Raw genomic sequence first — 16,330 nt, forward strand, 5'->3', positions numbered from 1 at the left:
CAGCGAAGCGGAGGCCGAATACACAGCAGCGAAGCGGAGGCCAAAATTACAGCTCAGTCCGGTAGGGAGCGCAGGATGCCGCGGCCGTATCGCTGGAACTGCGCGTCGTCGACCATGCCGAGCGAATGCCGCTCGACCAGCAATTCCCACTCCGAATACAGTTGTGCCACACCGGGATCGGGCGGTGCGACCGCACCGTCCGCGGCTTCGCGCTGGATGGCGAAGTTGAGCGCCCCGATGACGCGATCGGTGTCGGCCCGGTCGACTCCGGTGAAGTACATGGTCTGATTGCCGTCGTGGACGGCCATGCCGAATTCGGCCGACGGGTCGCCGCCGTCCTCTGCCGCTCGATGGTCCACCTGCCGGGCCGAGAGCAGGGCCGCAACCGGAACCTCGTAGGCGTAGCGGTCCGCCGAGCCGACGGACAGGAACAGCAGCCGCTCGGTGGTGACCACGAGCAGGCCGCGCCCGCGCCCGGCGGGCGGTGTCGCGGCGGCAAATGCGGTTTCCAGCGCGAACTCGTCGGGGCCGACCATCTGGTGCAATGCGCCGATCGCCGGTTTGGTCTCGCGCCGGGGCGCCATCCGGCGGACCGCGCGGTCCACATCGGCGCGCGTCGGGCCGGATTTGCCCCACGCCGGAGCCGGCGGTGTGAGATCGGGCACCGACATATCGATGCGCTGGGTCTCCAGGATCTGGTTGTTGATCCGCTCCACGATGACGATCGCGGTCGGCATGTCGTGTTCGGCGATGAGTACCGGTAGCGGGGTCCGGTCGGCGGGTACGCCGGTCAGGACCGGGCTGGGGTACCGGAGGTAGATCTCGATGACGACCGCGTCGTCGACACGCCGGTTGAGCCGGACCTTGAGCAGGTCGGAGACCGGAACATCTAGCACGCGCTCGCCTTCGGCGCCCGGTCGCAGGACCTGAAGCCGCCCGGCGCCGTGGCGCAGTATCGCTGTGGGTGTCCGTAGCTCGACTATGTCCATACCCCCTGCGCTCTGTCTGACTTGTGGTGCTCACGGGTTCCGGTGGTGGGAGGACAAGCTACCGCCGGAGCCATCGCTCACACCACAGGGTTGTGTTGTCGCTCACAATAGGTGGTGCATGCCATGATTGTGACTGCTCGAGCAGACGCCGCGAGGTACCTGCCCGAGCATGAGCCGGGGAACCAGCTGCGTTCTCCGACCGTTTACCTTTTGAACTGCATTAGCTGCCGAACTGCGCGATGTATCGGTTAGACCGTACGCGGTAACGTGGCGTGTCCGCATCCGTTCGCTCCGACCGGGGCGGGTTGGTGGTGCGGAGGCACCGCGACGCACGCAGGCACACACCGGAATCACCGGAAAGGACTGGCCCGCCGGCCGACGCTCTATGAACCGCAAGACAGTGTTTCGCAACCTGGCCATAGTCGCGGGCATCCTGCTCGTGATCTATCTGGTCAGCTATTTCAGCAACGACACGCGCGGCTGGAAGAACGTCGACACATCGGTGGCGCTCACTCAGCTCGCCGACAAGGCCAACGTCCATCAGGTCCAGATCGACGACAAAGAGCAGCAGCTGCGCATCACCCTTAACAAGGGCAACGACGCGACCGGCAACCAGACCCAGATCATCGCGAAGTATCCGGGCGGCAGTGAGGTGTCCGCGCAGGTTCTCCGGGATGTGCAGGCATCCGGCGCGCCGTACAACACGACGGTCAAGCAGGACAGCTGGCTCACCCAGGTGCTGCTGTTCGTGTTGCCGATGGTCGCGCTGCTGATCGTTTTCGTCTTCGTGATGGCCCGCATGCAGGGCGGTGGTCGCGGCGGCATGATGGGGTTCGGCAAGTCCAAGGCCAAACAGCTGTCCAAGGACATGCCCAAGACCACCTTCGCCGATGTGGCCGGGGCGGACGAGGCGGTCGAGGAGCTCTACGAGATCAAGGACTTCCTGCAGAATCCAGCCCGCTACCAGGCCCTCGGCGCGAAGATCCCGAAGGGCGTGCTGCTGTACGGCCCGCCCGGCACCGGTAAGACGCTGCTCGCGCGCGCGGTCGCCGGCGAGGCGGGTGTGCCGTTCTTCACCATCTCCGGTTCGGACTTCGTCGAGATGTTCGTAGGTGTCGGCGCCTCGCGGGTGCGAGACCTGTTCGACCAGGCCAAACAGAACAGTCCCTGCATCATCTTCGTGGACGAGATCGACGCGGTCGGCCGCCAGCGCGGCGCTGGCCTCGGCGGTGGCCACGACGAGCGCGAACAGACGCTGAACCAGTTGCTGGTCGAGATGGATGGTTTCGGCGATCGCACCGGCGTCATCATCATCGCGGCCACCAACCGGCCCGACATCCTGGACCCGGCGCTGCTGCGACCGGGCCGGTTCGACCGGCAGATCCCGGTCAGCAATCCGGATCTGGCCGGTCGCCGCGCGATTCTGCGGGTGCATTCGCAAGGCAAACCGATCGCGCCCGACGCCGATCTGGACGGTCTCGCCAAGCGCACCGTCGGCATGTCCGGCGCCGATCTGGCCAATGTGATCAACGAGGCCGCGCTGCTCACCGCGCGTGAGCACGGGAACGTCATCACCGGGCCGTCGCTCGAGGAGTCGGTGGACCGCGTGATCGGCGGCCCGCGCCGCAAGAGCCGCATCATCAGCGAGCACGAGAAGAAGATCACCGCGTACCACGAGGGCGGACACACCCTGGCCGCGTGGGCGATGCCCGATATCGAGCCGGTCTACAAGGTCACCATTCTGGCCCGCGGCCGCACCGGTGGCCACGCCATGACCGTGCCCGAGGACGACAAGGGCCTGATGACCCGCTCCGAGATGATCGCGCGTCTGGTGATGGCGATGGGCGGCCGCGCGGCCGAGGAACTGGTGTTCCACGAGCCGACCACCGGCGCGTCCTCGGATATCGACCAGGCGACCAAGATCGCCCGCGCGATGGTCACCGAATACGGCATGAGCGCGCGGCTGGGTGCGGTGCGGTACGGGCAGGAACAGGGCGACCCGTTCCTGGGCCGGTCCATGGGAACCAATTCGGACTACTCGCACGAGGTCGCCCGTGAGATCGACGAGGAGGTGCGCAATCTCATCGAGGCCGCGCACACCGAGGCGTGGGCGATTCTCAATGAGTACCGCGACGAGCTGGACTCGCTGGCCACCGCCCTGCTCGAGCGGGAGACGCTGCACCGCAAGGAACTCGAGCAGGTGCTCACGACCGTCATCAAGCGGCCGCGGATCACCACGTTCAACGATTTCGGCGAGCGCGTCCCCTCGGATCGCCCGCCGGTGAAGACCCCGCGTGAGCTGGCTGCCGAGCGTGGCGAGCCGTGGCCCGACGAGGCGCTGGAACCTGTTGCACCGCAGCCGGTTCCGGCCAACGGATATTTGCAGGAGGCGTACCGCGACCAGCAGCCGGGTCATCCCGCGCCGCAGCCGGGCTACCAGGGCTCGCAGCCCGGATATCAGGGTCCGCCGCCCGCGTATCCGAATCAGGGCGGCACGCACGGCTCGCGGCCCGATTACGGCGCTCCGGCGGGTTGGTCGGCCCCGGGCTGGCCGCCGCAGGAGGAGGGCCAGCAGCAGCCGGGCTACGGCGGTGAGCAGAACCGCGGCGGCTGGGCTCCCGCGGGCGGACAACGCTATCAGCGGCCGCAGCATCAGCAGGGCGATCCGGAGGACGCCGGATACACCATCCCCCGCGAGGGCGAGGGCGGCGAATGGGACGGACCGAACGGCCGGAACTGACCGGTGGTGGTTAGGCTCGGCGGTCGGGGTACCGGAAGTTTGCCCGGTGCCCAAGGATTTTGTGGAGGTGTCCTCGAGTGTCGGCCGAAAACAATGGGTTCTCCGGCGTAAGTACCGAACCGATCGCACTCGGCACCGGACGTGGTTTCGATCAGGCTCGGGCGGAGAAGGCGGTGCGGGAGTTGTTGCTCGCGGTCGGAGAGGACCCCGATCGTCCCGGGCTGCTCGAAACCCCGGCGCGGGTCGCACGGGCTTACAAGGAGATGTTCGCGGGTCTGTACACCGAGCCCGACGCGGTATTGAACACGACGTTCGACGAGGGGCATCAGGAATTGGTACTGGTGCGCGATATTCCGATGTATTCGACCTGTGAACATCATCTGGTGTCCTTCCACGGGGTCGCGCACGTCGGGTACATCCCGGGCCCGCACGGCCGGGTCACCGGACTGTCGAAGCTGGCCCGGCTGGTGGATCTGTACGCGAAACGTCCGCAGGTGCAGGAGCGGCTGACCAGTCAGATCGCGGACGCGGTGATGCGCAAGCTGGACCCGCGCGGCGCGATCGTGGTCGTCGAGGCCGAACATCTGTGCATGGCGATGCGCGGCATCCGCAAGCCCGGCGCCAGTACCACCACATCGGCGGTGCGCGGGTTGTTGCAGAGCAGCGCCAGCTCGCGTGCCGAGGCCCTGGATCTGATACTCCGGAAGTGAGCGCCTTGGCCACACATCGCGAGCCCGCCCGGGGCGTGCGGCAGGACCGGGTCACACCACGTGCCGAGACCGGCACCGGGTTCGCGGTCGACGTCGGCTCCGAGGCCGTGGCCCAGGGCGATTCCGGATCGACGGAGCGGGGGAGCCGGGTGCAGGAGCGGAGGAGGGGGGAGCCGGCCCTTGGGGGGAGGCCGCCCGGCGGAGCGGAGCGGAGGCAATTGAACGCAGTACTTCCGCGGAACGGGCGATCGTGTGTGGTGATGGGCGTCGTCAACGTGACGAGTGATTCGTTCTCCGATGGTGGGCGCTATCTCGATCCGGGTTTGGCGGTGGCGCACGGCCTGGCGCTGCACGAGATGGGTGCGGACGTCATCGATGTGGGCGGTGAGTCCACCCGTCCCGGTGCGGTGCGCATCGATCCGGCGGCCGAGGCCGAGCGGGTGGTGCCGGTGATCCGGGAACTGACCGCGGCGGGTGTGCCGACGAGTGTGGACACCATGCGCGCGCGGGTTGCCGAGGCCGCGATCGAGGCGGGGGTGTGGATCGTCAACGACGTGTCGGGCGGCCGCGCTGATCCGGATATGGCGAAGGTTGTCGCCGCGGCGGGCGTGCCGTGGATTCTGATGCACTGGCGGGCGGGTGCGGACTATCGGCACACCGGTCCGGCCGATCACTACGACGATGTGGTCGCCGAGGTCTGGGACGAACTGCGCACCCAGGTGGATCTCGCGGTGGCCGCCGGTGTGGACACCGACCGCCTGGTGCTGGATCCCGGACTGGGTTTCGCCAAGAACGCGGCCCACAACTGGGCCCTGCTGGCCGCCCTGCCGCGCTATGCCGCCACCGGACTGCCGATCCTGATCGGCGCCTCCCGCAAGCGTTTCCTGGGCGCGTTGCTGGCCGAGGGCGACGACCTCCGTCCGCCGGACGGCCGCGAGGTCGCGACCGCCACCATTTCCGCGCTCGCCGCCGAACACGGCGCCTGGGGCGTTCGGGTGCACGATGTGCGCGCGTCCCTGGACGCCATCGCCGTGACCGACGCCTGGTCCCGCGCTGCCGATCGTCCCGGTACCACGGATGGAGCAACCACCCCATGACCCGAGAACCCGATGAAACCCCCAGGCGCTCGGGCGATTCGCCCATCTCGAGCAGCCTCGATGCTGCGGCCCGGGTCGATCCCGGACCGACGGAGCGGGGGAGCGAAGCGAAAGCCAACCAGCACAGGATCGAGCTGGAGGGGTTGCGGGCGTTCGGGTATCACGGAGTTTTCGAGTTCGAGCGACGTGCGGGGCAGGAGTTCCTGGTGGACATCACGTTGTGGCTGGATTTCACCGAAGCCGCTGCGACGGACGATCTTTCGCGGACCGTGGACTACGGCGAGCTGGCCGAGCGGGCGGTCGCGATCGTGCAGGGCCCGCCGCGCGATCTGATCGAGACAGTGGTCTGCGAGATCGCCGACGATGTGATGACCGATCCGCGGGTGACCGCGACGGAGGTGGTGCTGCACAAGCCGTCGGCACCGATCCCGCACACCTTCGCCGACGTTCGCGTGGTCGCCACCCGCACCCGCGCGGACATATCCGCCGGGACGGGGGCGGCATGAGCCGGGCGGTGTTGTCGATCGGCTCGAATCTGGGCGATCGGCTGGCGCATCTGCGCAGCGTGGTGGCTGCCTTCGCGCCCTGGCTGGTCGAGGTGTCCTCGGTGTACTCGACCGCGCCCTGGGGCGGTGTGCCGCAGCAGAATTATCTGAATGCCGTTCTGCTGGTGGAGGACTCGGCCGCCGATGCGCGCGAATGGTTGCGGCGCGGGCAGCAACTCGAACAAGCGGCCGAGCGGGTTCGCGAAGTGCGCTGGGGCGCAAGGACTCTGGACGTAGACGTGATCTGGTGCGCGGAGCGCCGACCCGAGGGACTACGCGTGTGCCGAAGCCTCGACCCGACCCTGACCCTGCCGCATCCGCAGGCGCACAACCGCGCCTTCGTGCTGGTGCCCTGGGTCGAGGTCGAACCCGACGCGATCCTCGAGGTGCAGAGCCGCCCGAGTCCGGTGCGCGAACTACTGGCTGCGCTGGACCCAGCCGAGCGCGCCGGGGTACGCCTGACCGAGCTGACGCTGCCGCGGGCGGTGTCGTGAGCGGAGCGCAGCGGAGTGAGCCATGGGCACAGTGCGCATCGCGCACGACGGAGGCGAGCGCCGGCGAGGTGGAGTCGTGAGCGCAGCGATGGCGGGCGCACCGCGAGTGGTGAGTGAGGCCGCGGCATGAACGTCATGAAGCCGACCAAGATCCTCGATCTGCTCGCGAACGTCTTCGTCGCCGCGGTGGTCGCCTGGATCGCGACGCGCTGGGCGTATTCGAGTTTTCCGCCGATCACGGTGATCGCGGGCGCATCACTGTATCCGGTGGCCGCGCTGGATGCGGTGCTGGCCTTCGTGATTCGGGCGCGGGTCGGTGATCAACGGATCGGTGACGGGCCAAAGCAGTTGCATCCGATCACCGCGGCGCGCGCCGTCGCGCTGGCCAAGGCCTCGGCGCAGGTGGGCTCGCTGGCCGCTGGGGTCTGGCTGGGGTTCCTGATCTGGACGCTGCCGCAGCGTTCGACGCTGCGCGCGGCGGGCTCGGATACGCCGGGCGCCATCGTCGGATTGATCGCCGGAGTGCTGCTCGTCGCGGCGGCTCTGTGGCTGGAGTATTGCTGCCGAGCGCCCAGCGAACCACCCGACGAACCGGCAACTTGACAGCAAACTAACCGGGTGGAATCACCCCCTGAGCTGCGAGCCGGAACTCCGCGCGCAGGCTACCCTGTCGGGCATGGTGCCACCCGCCCGAAGCAGTACTTCCCGCCGCCGACGGGTTGACGCGGGGAAATTGATCATCGGCGGTCTGATTCTGCTCGGACTGATCGCCAGCGCTTTCCTGATTTTCAGCAGCAGTGTGCAGTTGGTCCGCGTCGGTCTCGTCGTGGCGTTGTGGGCCGCGGTCATCGGCGCGCTGGCCGCGTCCCGCTACCGCCGCGAGGCCGCGGTCGACCAGGCCAAGGTGCGCGATCTGCGGACGGTCTACAAACTGCAGCTCGAGCGCGAGATCACCGCCCGGCGCGAGTACGAACTCGGCGTCGAGGCCCGAGTCCGGCAGGAGGTCGCCGCCGAGGCCGGTGAGATGGCCGCACTGCGCGCGGAACTGACGGTGCTGCGCGAGAGTTTGCAGCGGCTGTTCGACGGCGATCTGCTCGCGGAGCGCCCGGCGCTGCGCGCGGACGCGATACGCCTGCAGGAACTGCCCGGCGCATTCGACGCGGCCGACATCCGAGCGAACGATAACCCCGAGGAAACCGACACCTGGGACGCCTGGAGCTCCCCGGTCGTCGCCCGCTATCCGGTGACTCCGGTCTTCGAACCCGACCACCCCGAACCCCCCTCCTTCGCCAGCCCGTACGACGATCCCGTCACCGCGGAGACCTCGGTGGTGACCGCCGAGGACCTGGCCGCCGCCGATGCCGAGGACGGCACCGATTCGACCTCCGAGCACTCCGCCCACGCCGCGGACACCCCGCCCGGCCCGACCCCCATCGGCACGACCGCTCGCCGCCGTCGCCTCGCCGAATCCGGCGACGGCCGCAAGCTCTCCGTCGCCGAGATCATGGCCAACCTGCAGTCCGAGCGCGGCGCGAGCTGATCTGGTCGGATCGCCCTGTTCGGCTCGGGGGTGATCGGCCGCGCCGAACCGCGTGAGGTGATTTCGATCCGCGGGCCGATCGGCTGCGGGGGCATGACCGAGCTGTAGACACGCGGCGCGAGCTGATCCGGCCGGGGCAGTGCGGCGAATGTCACCGGGTGTGGATCTGGTCGCGTGAGTTGCGGGGTTCTATCCTCGGGAACGTAACGTCCGGTACCCGCCGCAGTCGCGGGACTGGAACGACTTCGAGAGGACAATGGTGACCTCGGACATGCCTGTCTCAGGGGCCGACCCTGCGCCCGCACGGTTGACGGTGGGAATCGTCTCGGCGGGACGCGTCGGTTCGGCGGTGGGTGCGGCACTCGAACGTGCCGGTCACATCGTTTTCGGGGTATCCGCGATTTCGGATGCCTCGATCCAGCGTGCCCGCACCCGATTGCCGGATTCGCGGATCATGCCCGCCGAGGAGGTGGCCGGGCGCAGTGAGCTGCTGATCCTGGCGGTGCCGGACAGTGAGCTGGCCGCTCTGGTGGCCGGGCTCGCGGCCGCGCAGGCGGTGCGGCCGGGCACGATAGTCGCGCACACCTCGGGCGCCAACGGCATCGGCGTGCTCGGGCCGTTGACCGAGCGGGGTGCGCTACCGCTGGCGATTCACCCCGCGATGACGTTCACCGGCCACGACGAGGACCTCACTCGCCTGGCCAACGCCTGTTTCGGGATCACCGCGGCCGATGAGATCGGGTATGCGATCGCGCAATCGCTGGTGATCGAGATGGGCGGCGAACCGGTCCGAGTGGCCGAGGAACATCGCACCCTCTACCACGCGGCGCTCGCGCACGGCAGCAACCATCTGCTCACCCTGGTAGTAGACGCGGTATCGGCCCTACGCGCCGCGCTCGCCGGTCCGGGACTGCTCGGTCAGGAATTGGTCGGCGAGGAGCCCAACGGGCTTGCCGAGCGCATGCTCGCCCCGCTGGCGTCGGCCGCGCTGGACAACGCGCTGCGCCGCGGACAGGCCGCACTGACGGGCCCGGTGGCGCGTGGCGACGCCGACGCGGTGGCCGCGCACCTGAGAGCCCTGGAAAAAACCGATCCCCGCGTTGCCGAGGGCTATCGCGCACTGTCGTTGCGCACGGCCGAACGGGTGCGATCGGACCAGGTCATGATCGATTTGCTGAAAGATTGCGAACCGAGTGTGCCGCGTCACGCGACCACCGAGGGGGCCGATCAGGCGGAAGAAAGGCACAGCTGATGTTCGATACCGAACTGCGCGGCGCGTACACCCCGGGCGAGCTGACCGTCCTGCACGATCCGGCGACGGTGACCGCGGTGTCCAACGCGCTGCGCTCGGTGGGTCGCAAGGTCGCGCTGGTGCCGACCATGGGCGCGCTGCACGACGGGCACCTCGAGTTGGTTCGTCAGGCCAGGCGAACCAATCAGGTGGTTATCGTCTCGATCTTCGTCAATCCGCTGCAATTCGGCGCGAACGAGGATCTGGACAAGTACCCGCGCACCCTCGACGCCGATGTGGAGCTGCTGCGCGGCGAGGGGGTGGAACTGGTCTTCGCGCCCAGCGCCGCGGAGATGTACCCGGACGGCCCACGCACCTCGGTGCATCCCGGCCCGCTCGCCGCCGAACTCGAAGGCTCAAGTCGCCCAACGCATTTCGCGGGCGTTCTGACCGTGGTGAGTAAACTGCTGCAGATCACCCGCCCGCACGAGGCGTTCTTCGGTGAGAAGGATTATCAGCAGCTCACGCTGATCCGGCAGTTGGTGCGGGATCTGAATTTCGACGTGAAGATCGTCCCGGTGGCCACGGTCCGCGAACCGGACGGGCTGGCGATGTCCTCGCGCAATCGCTATCTGGATCCGGTGCAGCGCGATCTGGCGGTCACGTTGTCCGCGGCGCTGACCGCTGGACGGCACGCCGCGGGTCTGGGGACCGACGCCGTGCTCGCGGCCGCGCGCGCGGTGCTGGACAGCGTCTCCGGTGTCGAGATCGACTATCTGGAACTACGCACCGCGGATCTGCGCCCGATTCCGGAAGCCGTTGCGGCACAGGGGAATACCGCCTGGAACGGTAACGCCCGGCTGCTCGTCGCCGCCCGCCTCGGCGCGACGCGCCTGATCGACAACATGCCGCTCACGATCGGCGTCCCGATCGACGGCCATCCGACCACTCCCGACCACGCTCCGGCGACCGCATAGGAAGACCACGACGATGTTGCGCACCATGATGAAGTCGAAGATCCACCGCGCCACGGTGACCCAGGCCGACCTGCACTACGTCGGCTCGGTGACCGTGGATCCGGATCTGATGGACGCCGCGGATCTGCTCGAGGGCGAGCAGGTCTGCATCGTCGACATCGACAACGGCGCCCGGCTCGAGACCTACGTGATCGCCGGTGAACGCGGCTCTGGAGTGATCGGAATCAACGGCGCGGCAGCGCATCTCGTGCATCCGGGCGATCTGGTCATCCTCATCGCGTACGGCATGATGGACGAGGCCGAACTGCGGGAGTACGCCCCGCGCGTGGTCTTCGTCGATGAACACAACCGCCAGGTCCACCTCGGCGCCGATCCGGCGCATGCGCCCGAGGGTTCGGGCCTGACCTCTCCGCGTTCGCTGACTCCGGCCTGACCTCATCTCCCCCGCTGGATGGTTGTTTACGTGCGCGATTCGTCTCGCAACCGACTCCAACCCCAACCGCTGAAGTTCGCCCAGTTCCGCCCACCCCGAGCAAACGCCGACACCAAAGGCCGCGGCCCGGGTCGATTCTGGACTGACCGGAGCGGGGGAGCGAAGCGGAGGAGTGGAGGGAGGGAAGAATCGGCCCTTCGGGGGCCGCGGCCCCGCCGGAGCGGAGCGGAGGCCAAAAATACAGAAAGGGATCGGGGCATCCGATGTTGCTGACGATCGATGTGCGCAATACCAGTATCGAGGTCGGGCTGTTCTCCGGTAGCGGGGATCACGCCAAGCTGGTGCGGACCTGGCGCACGCATACCAATCCGCTGCTGACCGCGGATGAATTCGCGATGCAGGTGCGTGGGTTGGTCGGTGAGCAGATCGAGCAGGTCGTCGGGGTGTCGGCGCTCTCGACGGTGCCGCCGGTGCTGCGCGAACTGCGCGAGATGATGAGCCGGTACTGGGGTCATCTGCTGCACGTGCTCGTCGAGCCGGGCGTGCGGACCGGAATTCCGCTGCTGGTCGACAACCCCAAGGAGGTCGGCGCGGACCGGATCGTGAATTGTCTTGCGGCATATCACCGTTTCGGTAATTCTCCCGCGATTGTGGTCGATTTCGGCAGTGCGGTCTGCGTGGACCTGGTCTCGGCGAAGGGGGAATTTCTCGGCGGCAGTATCGCGCCCGGGGTGGAGATCTCCACCGAAGCGCTGGTCGCGCGCACGGCCTTGCGGCGCGCGGAACTCGCGCGTCCGCGCTCGGTGGTCGGCAAGAACAGCATGGAATGCATGCAGTCCGGGGCGATCTTCGGTTTCGCCGGTCTGGTCGACGGCCTGATCGATCGGATTCGCGACGAACTCGACGCCTTCGCCGGAGATGACGTCGTGATCGTCGCCACCGGGCCCAGCGCGCCGCTGATCGTGCCCGAATCGGAGACCATCGAGCATCACGAGCCACATCTGACGCACGAGGGCCTGCGCCTGGTCTACGAGCGCAATCAGCAGCGTTCGAGCGGTTCGGTGCGCGCGCGGCCGGCCAAGTAGCCGGTGGCCGTGCTGCGGATGTTGCCTCGGCCACACGGTGGTGTGCGCTGCCGCGATCCGCTGCTACTATTGCGCTCGTGTCCCACCGCGTGAGCATCCAGGAGTGTTGTCGAGGCTGATTCGCCTCGGCTGATGTCGGGGCTTGGTATCCGCCCTCGACCGCCACTTCTCCTGGAGCCTTCCTCATGCGTTCCGCAGGTATCACTCGTCCCGCACGCGTCGCCTCGCCGCGTTTCTCGGTCCCGAACTCCCGGCTGTCCGCCGATATCGCCGACCGCGCCGTGGCCTCGGCGCTGCCGACGCGGCTGCGCCCCGCCGATCTGCTGCGCCTGACCGATGAGGGCGCCGAGGATGTGCTGGCCGGCCGGTACGATCACCTGTTCCCGGCAGACGGCGTCTGGCCCACCGAAAACCGCTGGGCCACAAGGCTGCTCGCCGACGACGAGGTCGACGTCTGGTTGATCAGCTGGGTGCCGGACCGCTCGACCGAACTGCACGATCATGCCGGGTCGCTGGGCGCGCTCACCGTGCTCAGCGGCGCGTTATCGGAATTCCGTTGGAACGGAAGGGAATTGCGCGAGCGCACGCTGACCGCGGGTGATCAGGCATCGTTCCCGCTCGGCTGGGTGCACGACGTCGTGCGTGCCCCGGACCTCGCGCTCGGCGCGAAACCCGAACCGGGACCGTTGGATCCGACGTTGTCCGTGCACGCGTACTCCCCACCGCTGTCCGCGATGTCCTACTACGAGGTCACCGGCCACGGCACGCTGCGCCGCACCCGGACAGTACTCACCGACGAGCCCGAGCCCGACACGGTCACCAGCGGCATCCTGCCGTCGAATCCCGGCCCGGCCACACACACCCCGAAGGCGATGTGAAATGACCCATCTGACGATCGAGGGCATGCTGGACGAGGCTCGCGCCCGGCTGACGCGGATCTACGCATTCGAATTGCCGCAGGCGATCGAGCGTGGCGCGATGCTGGTCGATATTCGGCCGCAAGCGCAGCGCGGTAAGGAAGGCACACTGCCGGGCGCGCTGGTGATCGAACGCAATGTGCTGGAATGGCGGCTGGACCCGACCAGTTCCGCACGCCTGGCCCTGGCCACGGATCACGATGTGGAATGGATCATCGTGTGCTCGGAGGGCTACACCTCGAGCCTGGCCGCGGCCTCGCTGCAGCGGCTCGGATTGCGCCGGGCCACCGATCTGGTGGGTGGATATCAGGCGCTGAAAGCGGCCGGGCTGCTGTCGGTGGCGGCGGGCGCCACGCACTTCAGCCGTGAGGTCGGCGCGCTCGTCTCGCTGTAATTCACCCGTTCCCGAGACGAACGGCGGACCGGCGCAATAGATTTCGGTCAGGTGTCCGGAATATCACCATTCCGGCCCGCTTCGTCGTGCCCGCATATGCCCGGTCGGTGTACCCGAAATGCGTCCGCGCGGGTTACGCTCCGGTAGTGCTCGGGCGGCGCGCCGAACGATTTCCCGCGCACGCTAGGGTATGTGCTGTGAGCACGCCGAACACCCCTTCATCCGGTCGCGCCGCGGGCTCGAAACCCGCGGGGCAAAGCCGTCCTGCCGCAGCGGAAGTCGATGTCCCCGAGCAGATGCGGATTCGCCGGGACAAGCGGGAGAGGCTGCTCGAGCAGGGGGTGCAGCCGTATCCGGTGGTTGTTCCGCGCACGCATACGCTCGCGGAAATCCGGGCGGCGTATCCCGACCTGGAACCCGACACCCGCACCGGTCTCACGGCCGGCGTCGCCGGACGCGTCATATTCGTGCGCAATACCGGCAAGCTGTGTTTCGCCACGCTCCAGGAGGGCGACGGAACCAAGCTGCAGGCGATGATCAGTCTGAACGGCGTCGGTGCCGACGCGCTGGCGGCCTGGAAGGCCGATGTGGATCTCGGTGACTTCGTATTCGTGCACGGTGAGGTGATCTCCTCGCGCACCGGTGAATTGAGCGTGATGGCGGATTCCTGGTCGATGGCGGCCAAGTCGCTGCGTCCGCTCCCGGTCGCGCACAAGGAGATGGGCGAGGAGTCCCGGGTCCGGCAGCGTTATGTGGACCTGATCGTGCGCCCGGAGGCCCGGGAAATGGCGCGCACTCGCGTAAAGGTTGTTCGCGCGATGCGAAATGCGTTGGAGCGCAGGGGTTTCCTGGAGGTCGAGACGCCGATGCTGCAGACCTTGCACGGCGGTGCTGCGGCTCGTCCGTTCATCACCCATTCAAATGCCCTCGATATCGATCTGTACCTGCGCATTGCACCGGAGCTGTTCCTCAAGCGGTGCGTGGTCGGCGGTATCGAGAAGGTCTTCGAGGTCAACCGCAACTTCCGTAACGAGGGCGCGGATTCCACGCATTCCCCTGAGTTCGCGATGTTGGAAACCTACGAAGCGTACGGCACCTACGACGATTCCGCGCTGATGACCCGGGAATTGATCCAGGAGATCGCACAGGAGGTCTTCGGAACGCAGGTGGTGACTCTGGCCGACGGCACCGAATACGATCTGAGCGGCGAGTGGAACACCGTGGAGATGTACCCGTCGCTGTCCGACTCGTTGGGTGTGCCGGTCACTCCGGAAACGACCGTACCCGAATTGCTGGCGCTGGCCGAACAGGTCGGTCTGGAAATTCCGCAGGGCAAGGCCTACGGACACGGCAAACTCGTCGAGGAACTGTGGGAGCACGTCTATGGCGACAAGCTCTACGCGCCGACTTTCGTGCGTGACTTCCCGGTGGAGACCTCACCGCTGACTCGGCAGCATCGCAGCCGACCGGGCGTGACCGAGAAGTGGGATCTGTACGTCCGCGGCTTCGAGTTGGCGACGGGCTATTCCGAACTCGTGGATCCGGTCATTCAGCGCGATCGGTTCATCGATCAGGCCAGATTGGCCGCGGCCGGTGATGACGAGGCGATGCGGCTCGACGAGGACTTCCTCGCCGCGATGGAACACGGTATGCCGCCGACCACCGGAACGGGTATGGGAATCGATCGCTTGCTGATGGCGTTGACCGGGCTCGGAATCCGGGAAACGATACTGTTCCCAATTGTGCGCCCCGCGGCGCGCTGAGTGGTACCGGATTCATTCCACTGACCCCGGCTTGGAAATCTCCGAATTCGAGGTATTCTCGACTCGGGTATCGGCCTAGTATGCGGGTCGCACGATTTCGAGAGGACGTTCATCTCATGGCAAAGAAGGTCACCGTCAGCCTGATCGATGATGTCGATGGGGAGTCCATCGCGGATGAGACCATCGAGTTTGCGATCGATGGTGTTTCGTACGAGATCGACTTGTCCACGACAAACGCGGCGAAGCTGCGTGACGGCCTGGAAACCTGGGTCGCCAGCGCGCGTCGAGTCAGCGGTCGTCGACGCGGTAAGGCCGCAGGCGTGAACACCGGCGCGCCGAAGAGCCGCGTGTCGATGGATCGTGAGCAGAGTGCGGCAATTCGTGAATGGGCCCGCCGCAAGGGCCACAAGGTCTCCGCGCGCGGACGTATCTCCGCGGAAATTACCGATGCGTACAACAAGGAAGTCGGCCGCGCCAGCTAGTACATCGGCCACCGGGGGGCCGAAGGGTTGTTCCCATTGTGCCGTCGCGGTCCGGAGGAATCGTGCGACATCCGGACAGCGACGGCGTTTTCATGCATATCGGATATGACTGGTGCCTTCAACTCGTGGTAGGTATCAACTTTACGATCTTGCTCGTGTTGGGAGGGCGCGGCACCATGGAAACTGTGCAGAATACGTCGTTGGTTTCGATGATCGAGGTGTCGCCGCGGTGAGCGATTTTCGGGGATCGTTCCTGCGCTTCGCCGACGACACGGGACGTCAGCAGGAGTTGACACTCGATCCCGAACAACAGCGCATCACCATCGGCCGCTCTCCGCAGGCGGATCTGACGCTGTCCTGGGATGCCGAAGTCTCACGGGTGCACGCGGCCGTGGAGTATCTGGGCGCGCAGTGGACGATCGTCGACGACGGCCTTTCTCGCAACGGCACTTTCGTCAACGGCGAGCGTCTGGCGGGCCGCCGCCGCCTCGCCGCCGGCGACCGGATCCGGGTCGGCACCTCGCTGGTCTCCTTCCACGACTACAGCGGCGCCGCCGACGATGCGACGCGCATCTCCTCCGGCACGTTCCCCACGCTGCGCACGCTGACCGATACCCAACGCTCCGTGCTGATCGCGCTGTGCCGTCCGTACAAGAACAACGCCGGATTCGCCACGCCCGCATCGAATCAACAGATCGCCGACGAGTTGTTCCTGAGCGTCGACGCCATCAAAACCCATCTGCGCACGCTGTTTTCGAAGTTCGGCGTGGAAGACCTCCCGCAGAACCAGAAGCGAGTCCGCCTCGCGGGCCTGGCCATCCAGAGCGGAATCATCGCCGACCGCGACCTGTAATTTCGCTGTGTTTTCGGCCTCCGCTTCGCTGCGGCTGTTTTCGGCGCGCTTGGTGGCTCGTCGTTCAGCCCTCGAGACTC

17 protein-coding genes are annotated in these 16,330 nt (G+C 67.1%); 16 read left to right on the forward strand and 1 reads right to left on the reverse strand.

The window, feature by feature from the left end; all coding sequences use genetic code 11:
* Positions 1-53: 53 nt before the first annotated feature.
* Positions 54-896, reverse strand: coding sequence for a hypothetical protein (locus tag NV1_RS29945; protein WP_245713994.1), 843 nt, complete (start codon positions 894-896; stop codon positions 54-56).
* Between the two features lie 478 nt (positions 897-1,374).
* Between NV1_RS29945 and ftsH the strand changes: the two genes are divergently transcribed.
* The 16 genes from ftsH to NV1_RS30030 all read left to right on the forward strand — a co-directional run bounded on the left by ftsH (position 1,375) and on the right by NV1_RS30030 (position 16,250).
* Complete coding sequence (gene ftsH, locus NV1_RS29950) at positions 1,375-3,729, forward strand: ATP-dependent zinc metalloprotease FtsH (protein WP_067898923.1); 2,355 nt, start codon at positions 1,375-1,377, stop codon at positions 3,727-3,729.
* 77 nt (positions 3,730-3,806) lie between these two features.
* The gene (folE, locus tag NV1_RS29955) at positions 3,807-4,439 is read left to right on the forward strand and encodes a GTP cyclohydrolase I FolE (protein ID WP_067898926.1); all 633 of its coding nucleotides are present in this window, start codon (positions 3,807-3,809) and stop codon (positions 4,437-4,439) included.
* Positions 4,440-4,699: 260 nt separating this feature from the next.
* Positions 4,700-5,536: a dihydropteroate synthase gene (gene folP / locus NV1_RS29960; protein ID WP_067898929.1), complete on the forward strand. Its 837-nt coding sequence runs from the start codon at positions 4,700-4,702 to the stop codon at positions 5,534-5,536.
* Between the two features lie 128 nt (positions 5,537-5,664).
* On the forward strand, positions 5,665-6,042 hold the full coding sequence (folB, locus tag NV1_RS29965; protein WP_067898957.1) for a dihydroneopterin aldolase: 378 nt from the start codon (positions 5,665-5,667) through the stop codon (positions 6,040-6,042).
* Positions 6,039-6,575 (forward strand): 2-amino-4-hydroxy-6-hydroxymethyldihydropteridine diphosphokinase, encoded by a 537-nt coding sequence (gene folK, locus NV1_RS29970; RefSeq protein WP_067898932.1) that lies wholly within the window; start codon positions 6,039-6,041, stop codon positions 6,573-6,575. Before folB ends, folK begins: the two co-directional genes overlap by 4 nt.
* Positions 6,576-6,710: 135 nt before the next feature.
* Positions 6,711-7,178, forward strand: coding sequence for a DUF3180 domain-containing protein (locus NV1_RS29975; protein ID WP_067898959.1), 468 nt, complete (start codon positions 6,711-6,713; stop codon positions 7,176-7,178).
* Positions 7,179-7,251: 73 nt separating this feature from the next.
* Positions 7,252-8,115 carry a DUF6779 domain-containing protein gene (locus NV1_RS29980; protein WP_067898935.1) on the forward strand — a complete coding sequence of 288 codons (864 nt, stop codon included), beginning with the start codon at positions 7,252-7,254 and terminating at the stop codon, positions 8,113-8,115.
* A gap of 271 nt (positions 8,116-8,386) precedes the next feature.
* On the forward strand, positions 8,387-9,367 hold the full coding sequence (locus tag NV1_RS29985) for a Rossmann-like and DUF2520 domain-containing protein (RefSeq protein WP_084525939.1): 981 nt from the start codon (positions 8,387-8,389) through the stop codon (positions 9,365-9,367).
* Complete coding sequence (panC, locus tag NV1_RS29990; RefSeq protein ID WP_067898938.1) at positions 9,367-10,323, forward strand: pantoate--beta-alanine ligase; 957 nt, start codon at positions 9,367-9,369, stop codon at positions 10,321-10,323. Before NV1_RS29985 ends, panC begins: the two co-directional genes overlap by 1 nt.
* Before the next feature lie 13 nt (positions 10,324-10,336).
* A complete protein-coding gene (panD, locus tag NV1_RS29995; RefSeq protein WP_067898940.1) occupies positions 10,337-10,756 on the forward strand; it encodes an aspartate 1-decarboxylase in 420 nt (139 codons plus the stop codon).
* 263 nt (positions 10,757-11,019) lie between these two features.
* On the forward strand, positions 11,020-11,841 hold the full coding sequence (locus NV1_RS30000) for a type III pantothenate kinase (RefSeq protein WP_067898942.1): 822 nt from the start codon (positions 11,020-11,022) through the stop codon (positions 11,839-11,841).
* A 185-nt stretch (positions 11,842-12,026) separates the two neighbouring features.
* Complete coding sequence (locus NV1_RS30005) at positions 12,027-12,719, forward strand: cysteine dioxygenase (RefSeq protein ID WP_084525936.1); 693 nt, start codon at positions 12,027-12,029, stop codon at positions 12,717-12,719.
* Position 12,720: 1 nt separating this feature from the next.
* Complete coding sequence (locus tag NV1_RS30010; protein WP_157117453.1) at positions 12,721-13,152, forward strand: rhodanese-like domain-containing protein; 432 nt, start codon at positions 12,721-12,723, stop codon at positions 13,150-13,152.
* Positions 13,153-13,448: 296 nt separating this feature from the next.
* Positions 13,449-14,915 carry a lysine--tRNA ligase gene (gene lysS / locus NV1_RS30015; protein WP_067898945.1) on the forward strand — a complete coding sequence of 489 codons (1,467 nt, stop codon included), beginning with the start codon at positions 13,449-13,451 and terminating at the stop codon, positions 14,913-14,915.
* A 116-nt stretch (positions 14,916-15,031) separates the two neighbouring features.
* Positions 15,032-15,397 (forward strand): histone-like nucleoid-structuring protein Lsr2, encoded by a 366-nt coding sequence (locus tag NV1_RS30020; RefSeq protein WP_067898947.1) that lies wholly within the window; start codon positions 15,032-15,034, stop codon positions 15,395-15,397.
* A 229-nt stretch (positions 15,398-15,626) separates the two neighbouring features.
* Positions 15,627-16,250: an FHA domain-containing protein gene (locus NV1_RS30030; RefSeq protein WP_067898954.1), complete on the forward strand. Its 624-nt coding sequence runs from the start codon at positions 15,627-15,629 to the stop codon at positions 16,248-16,250.
* The last annotated feature ends 80 nt before the right edge of the window (positions 16,251-16,330 follow it).

The sequence above is a fragment of the Nocardia vaccinii NBRC 15922 genome (assembly GCF_001613305.1).
In the GTDB taxonomy this organism is placed as follows: Bacteria; Actinomycetota; Actinomycetes; order Mycobacteriales; family Mycobacteriaceae; genus Nocardia; species Nocardia vaccinii.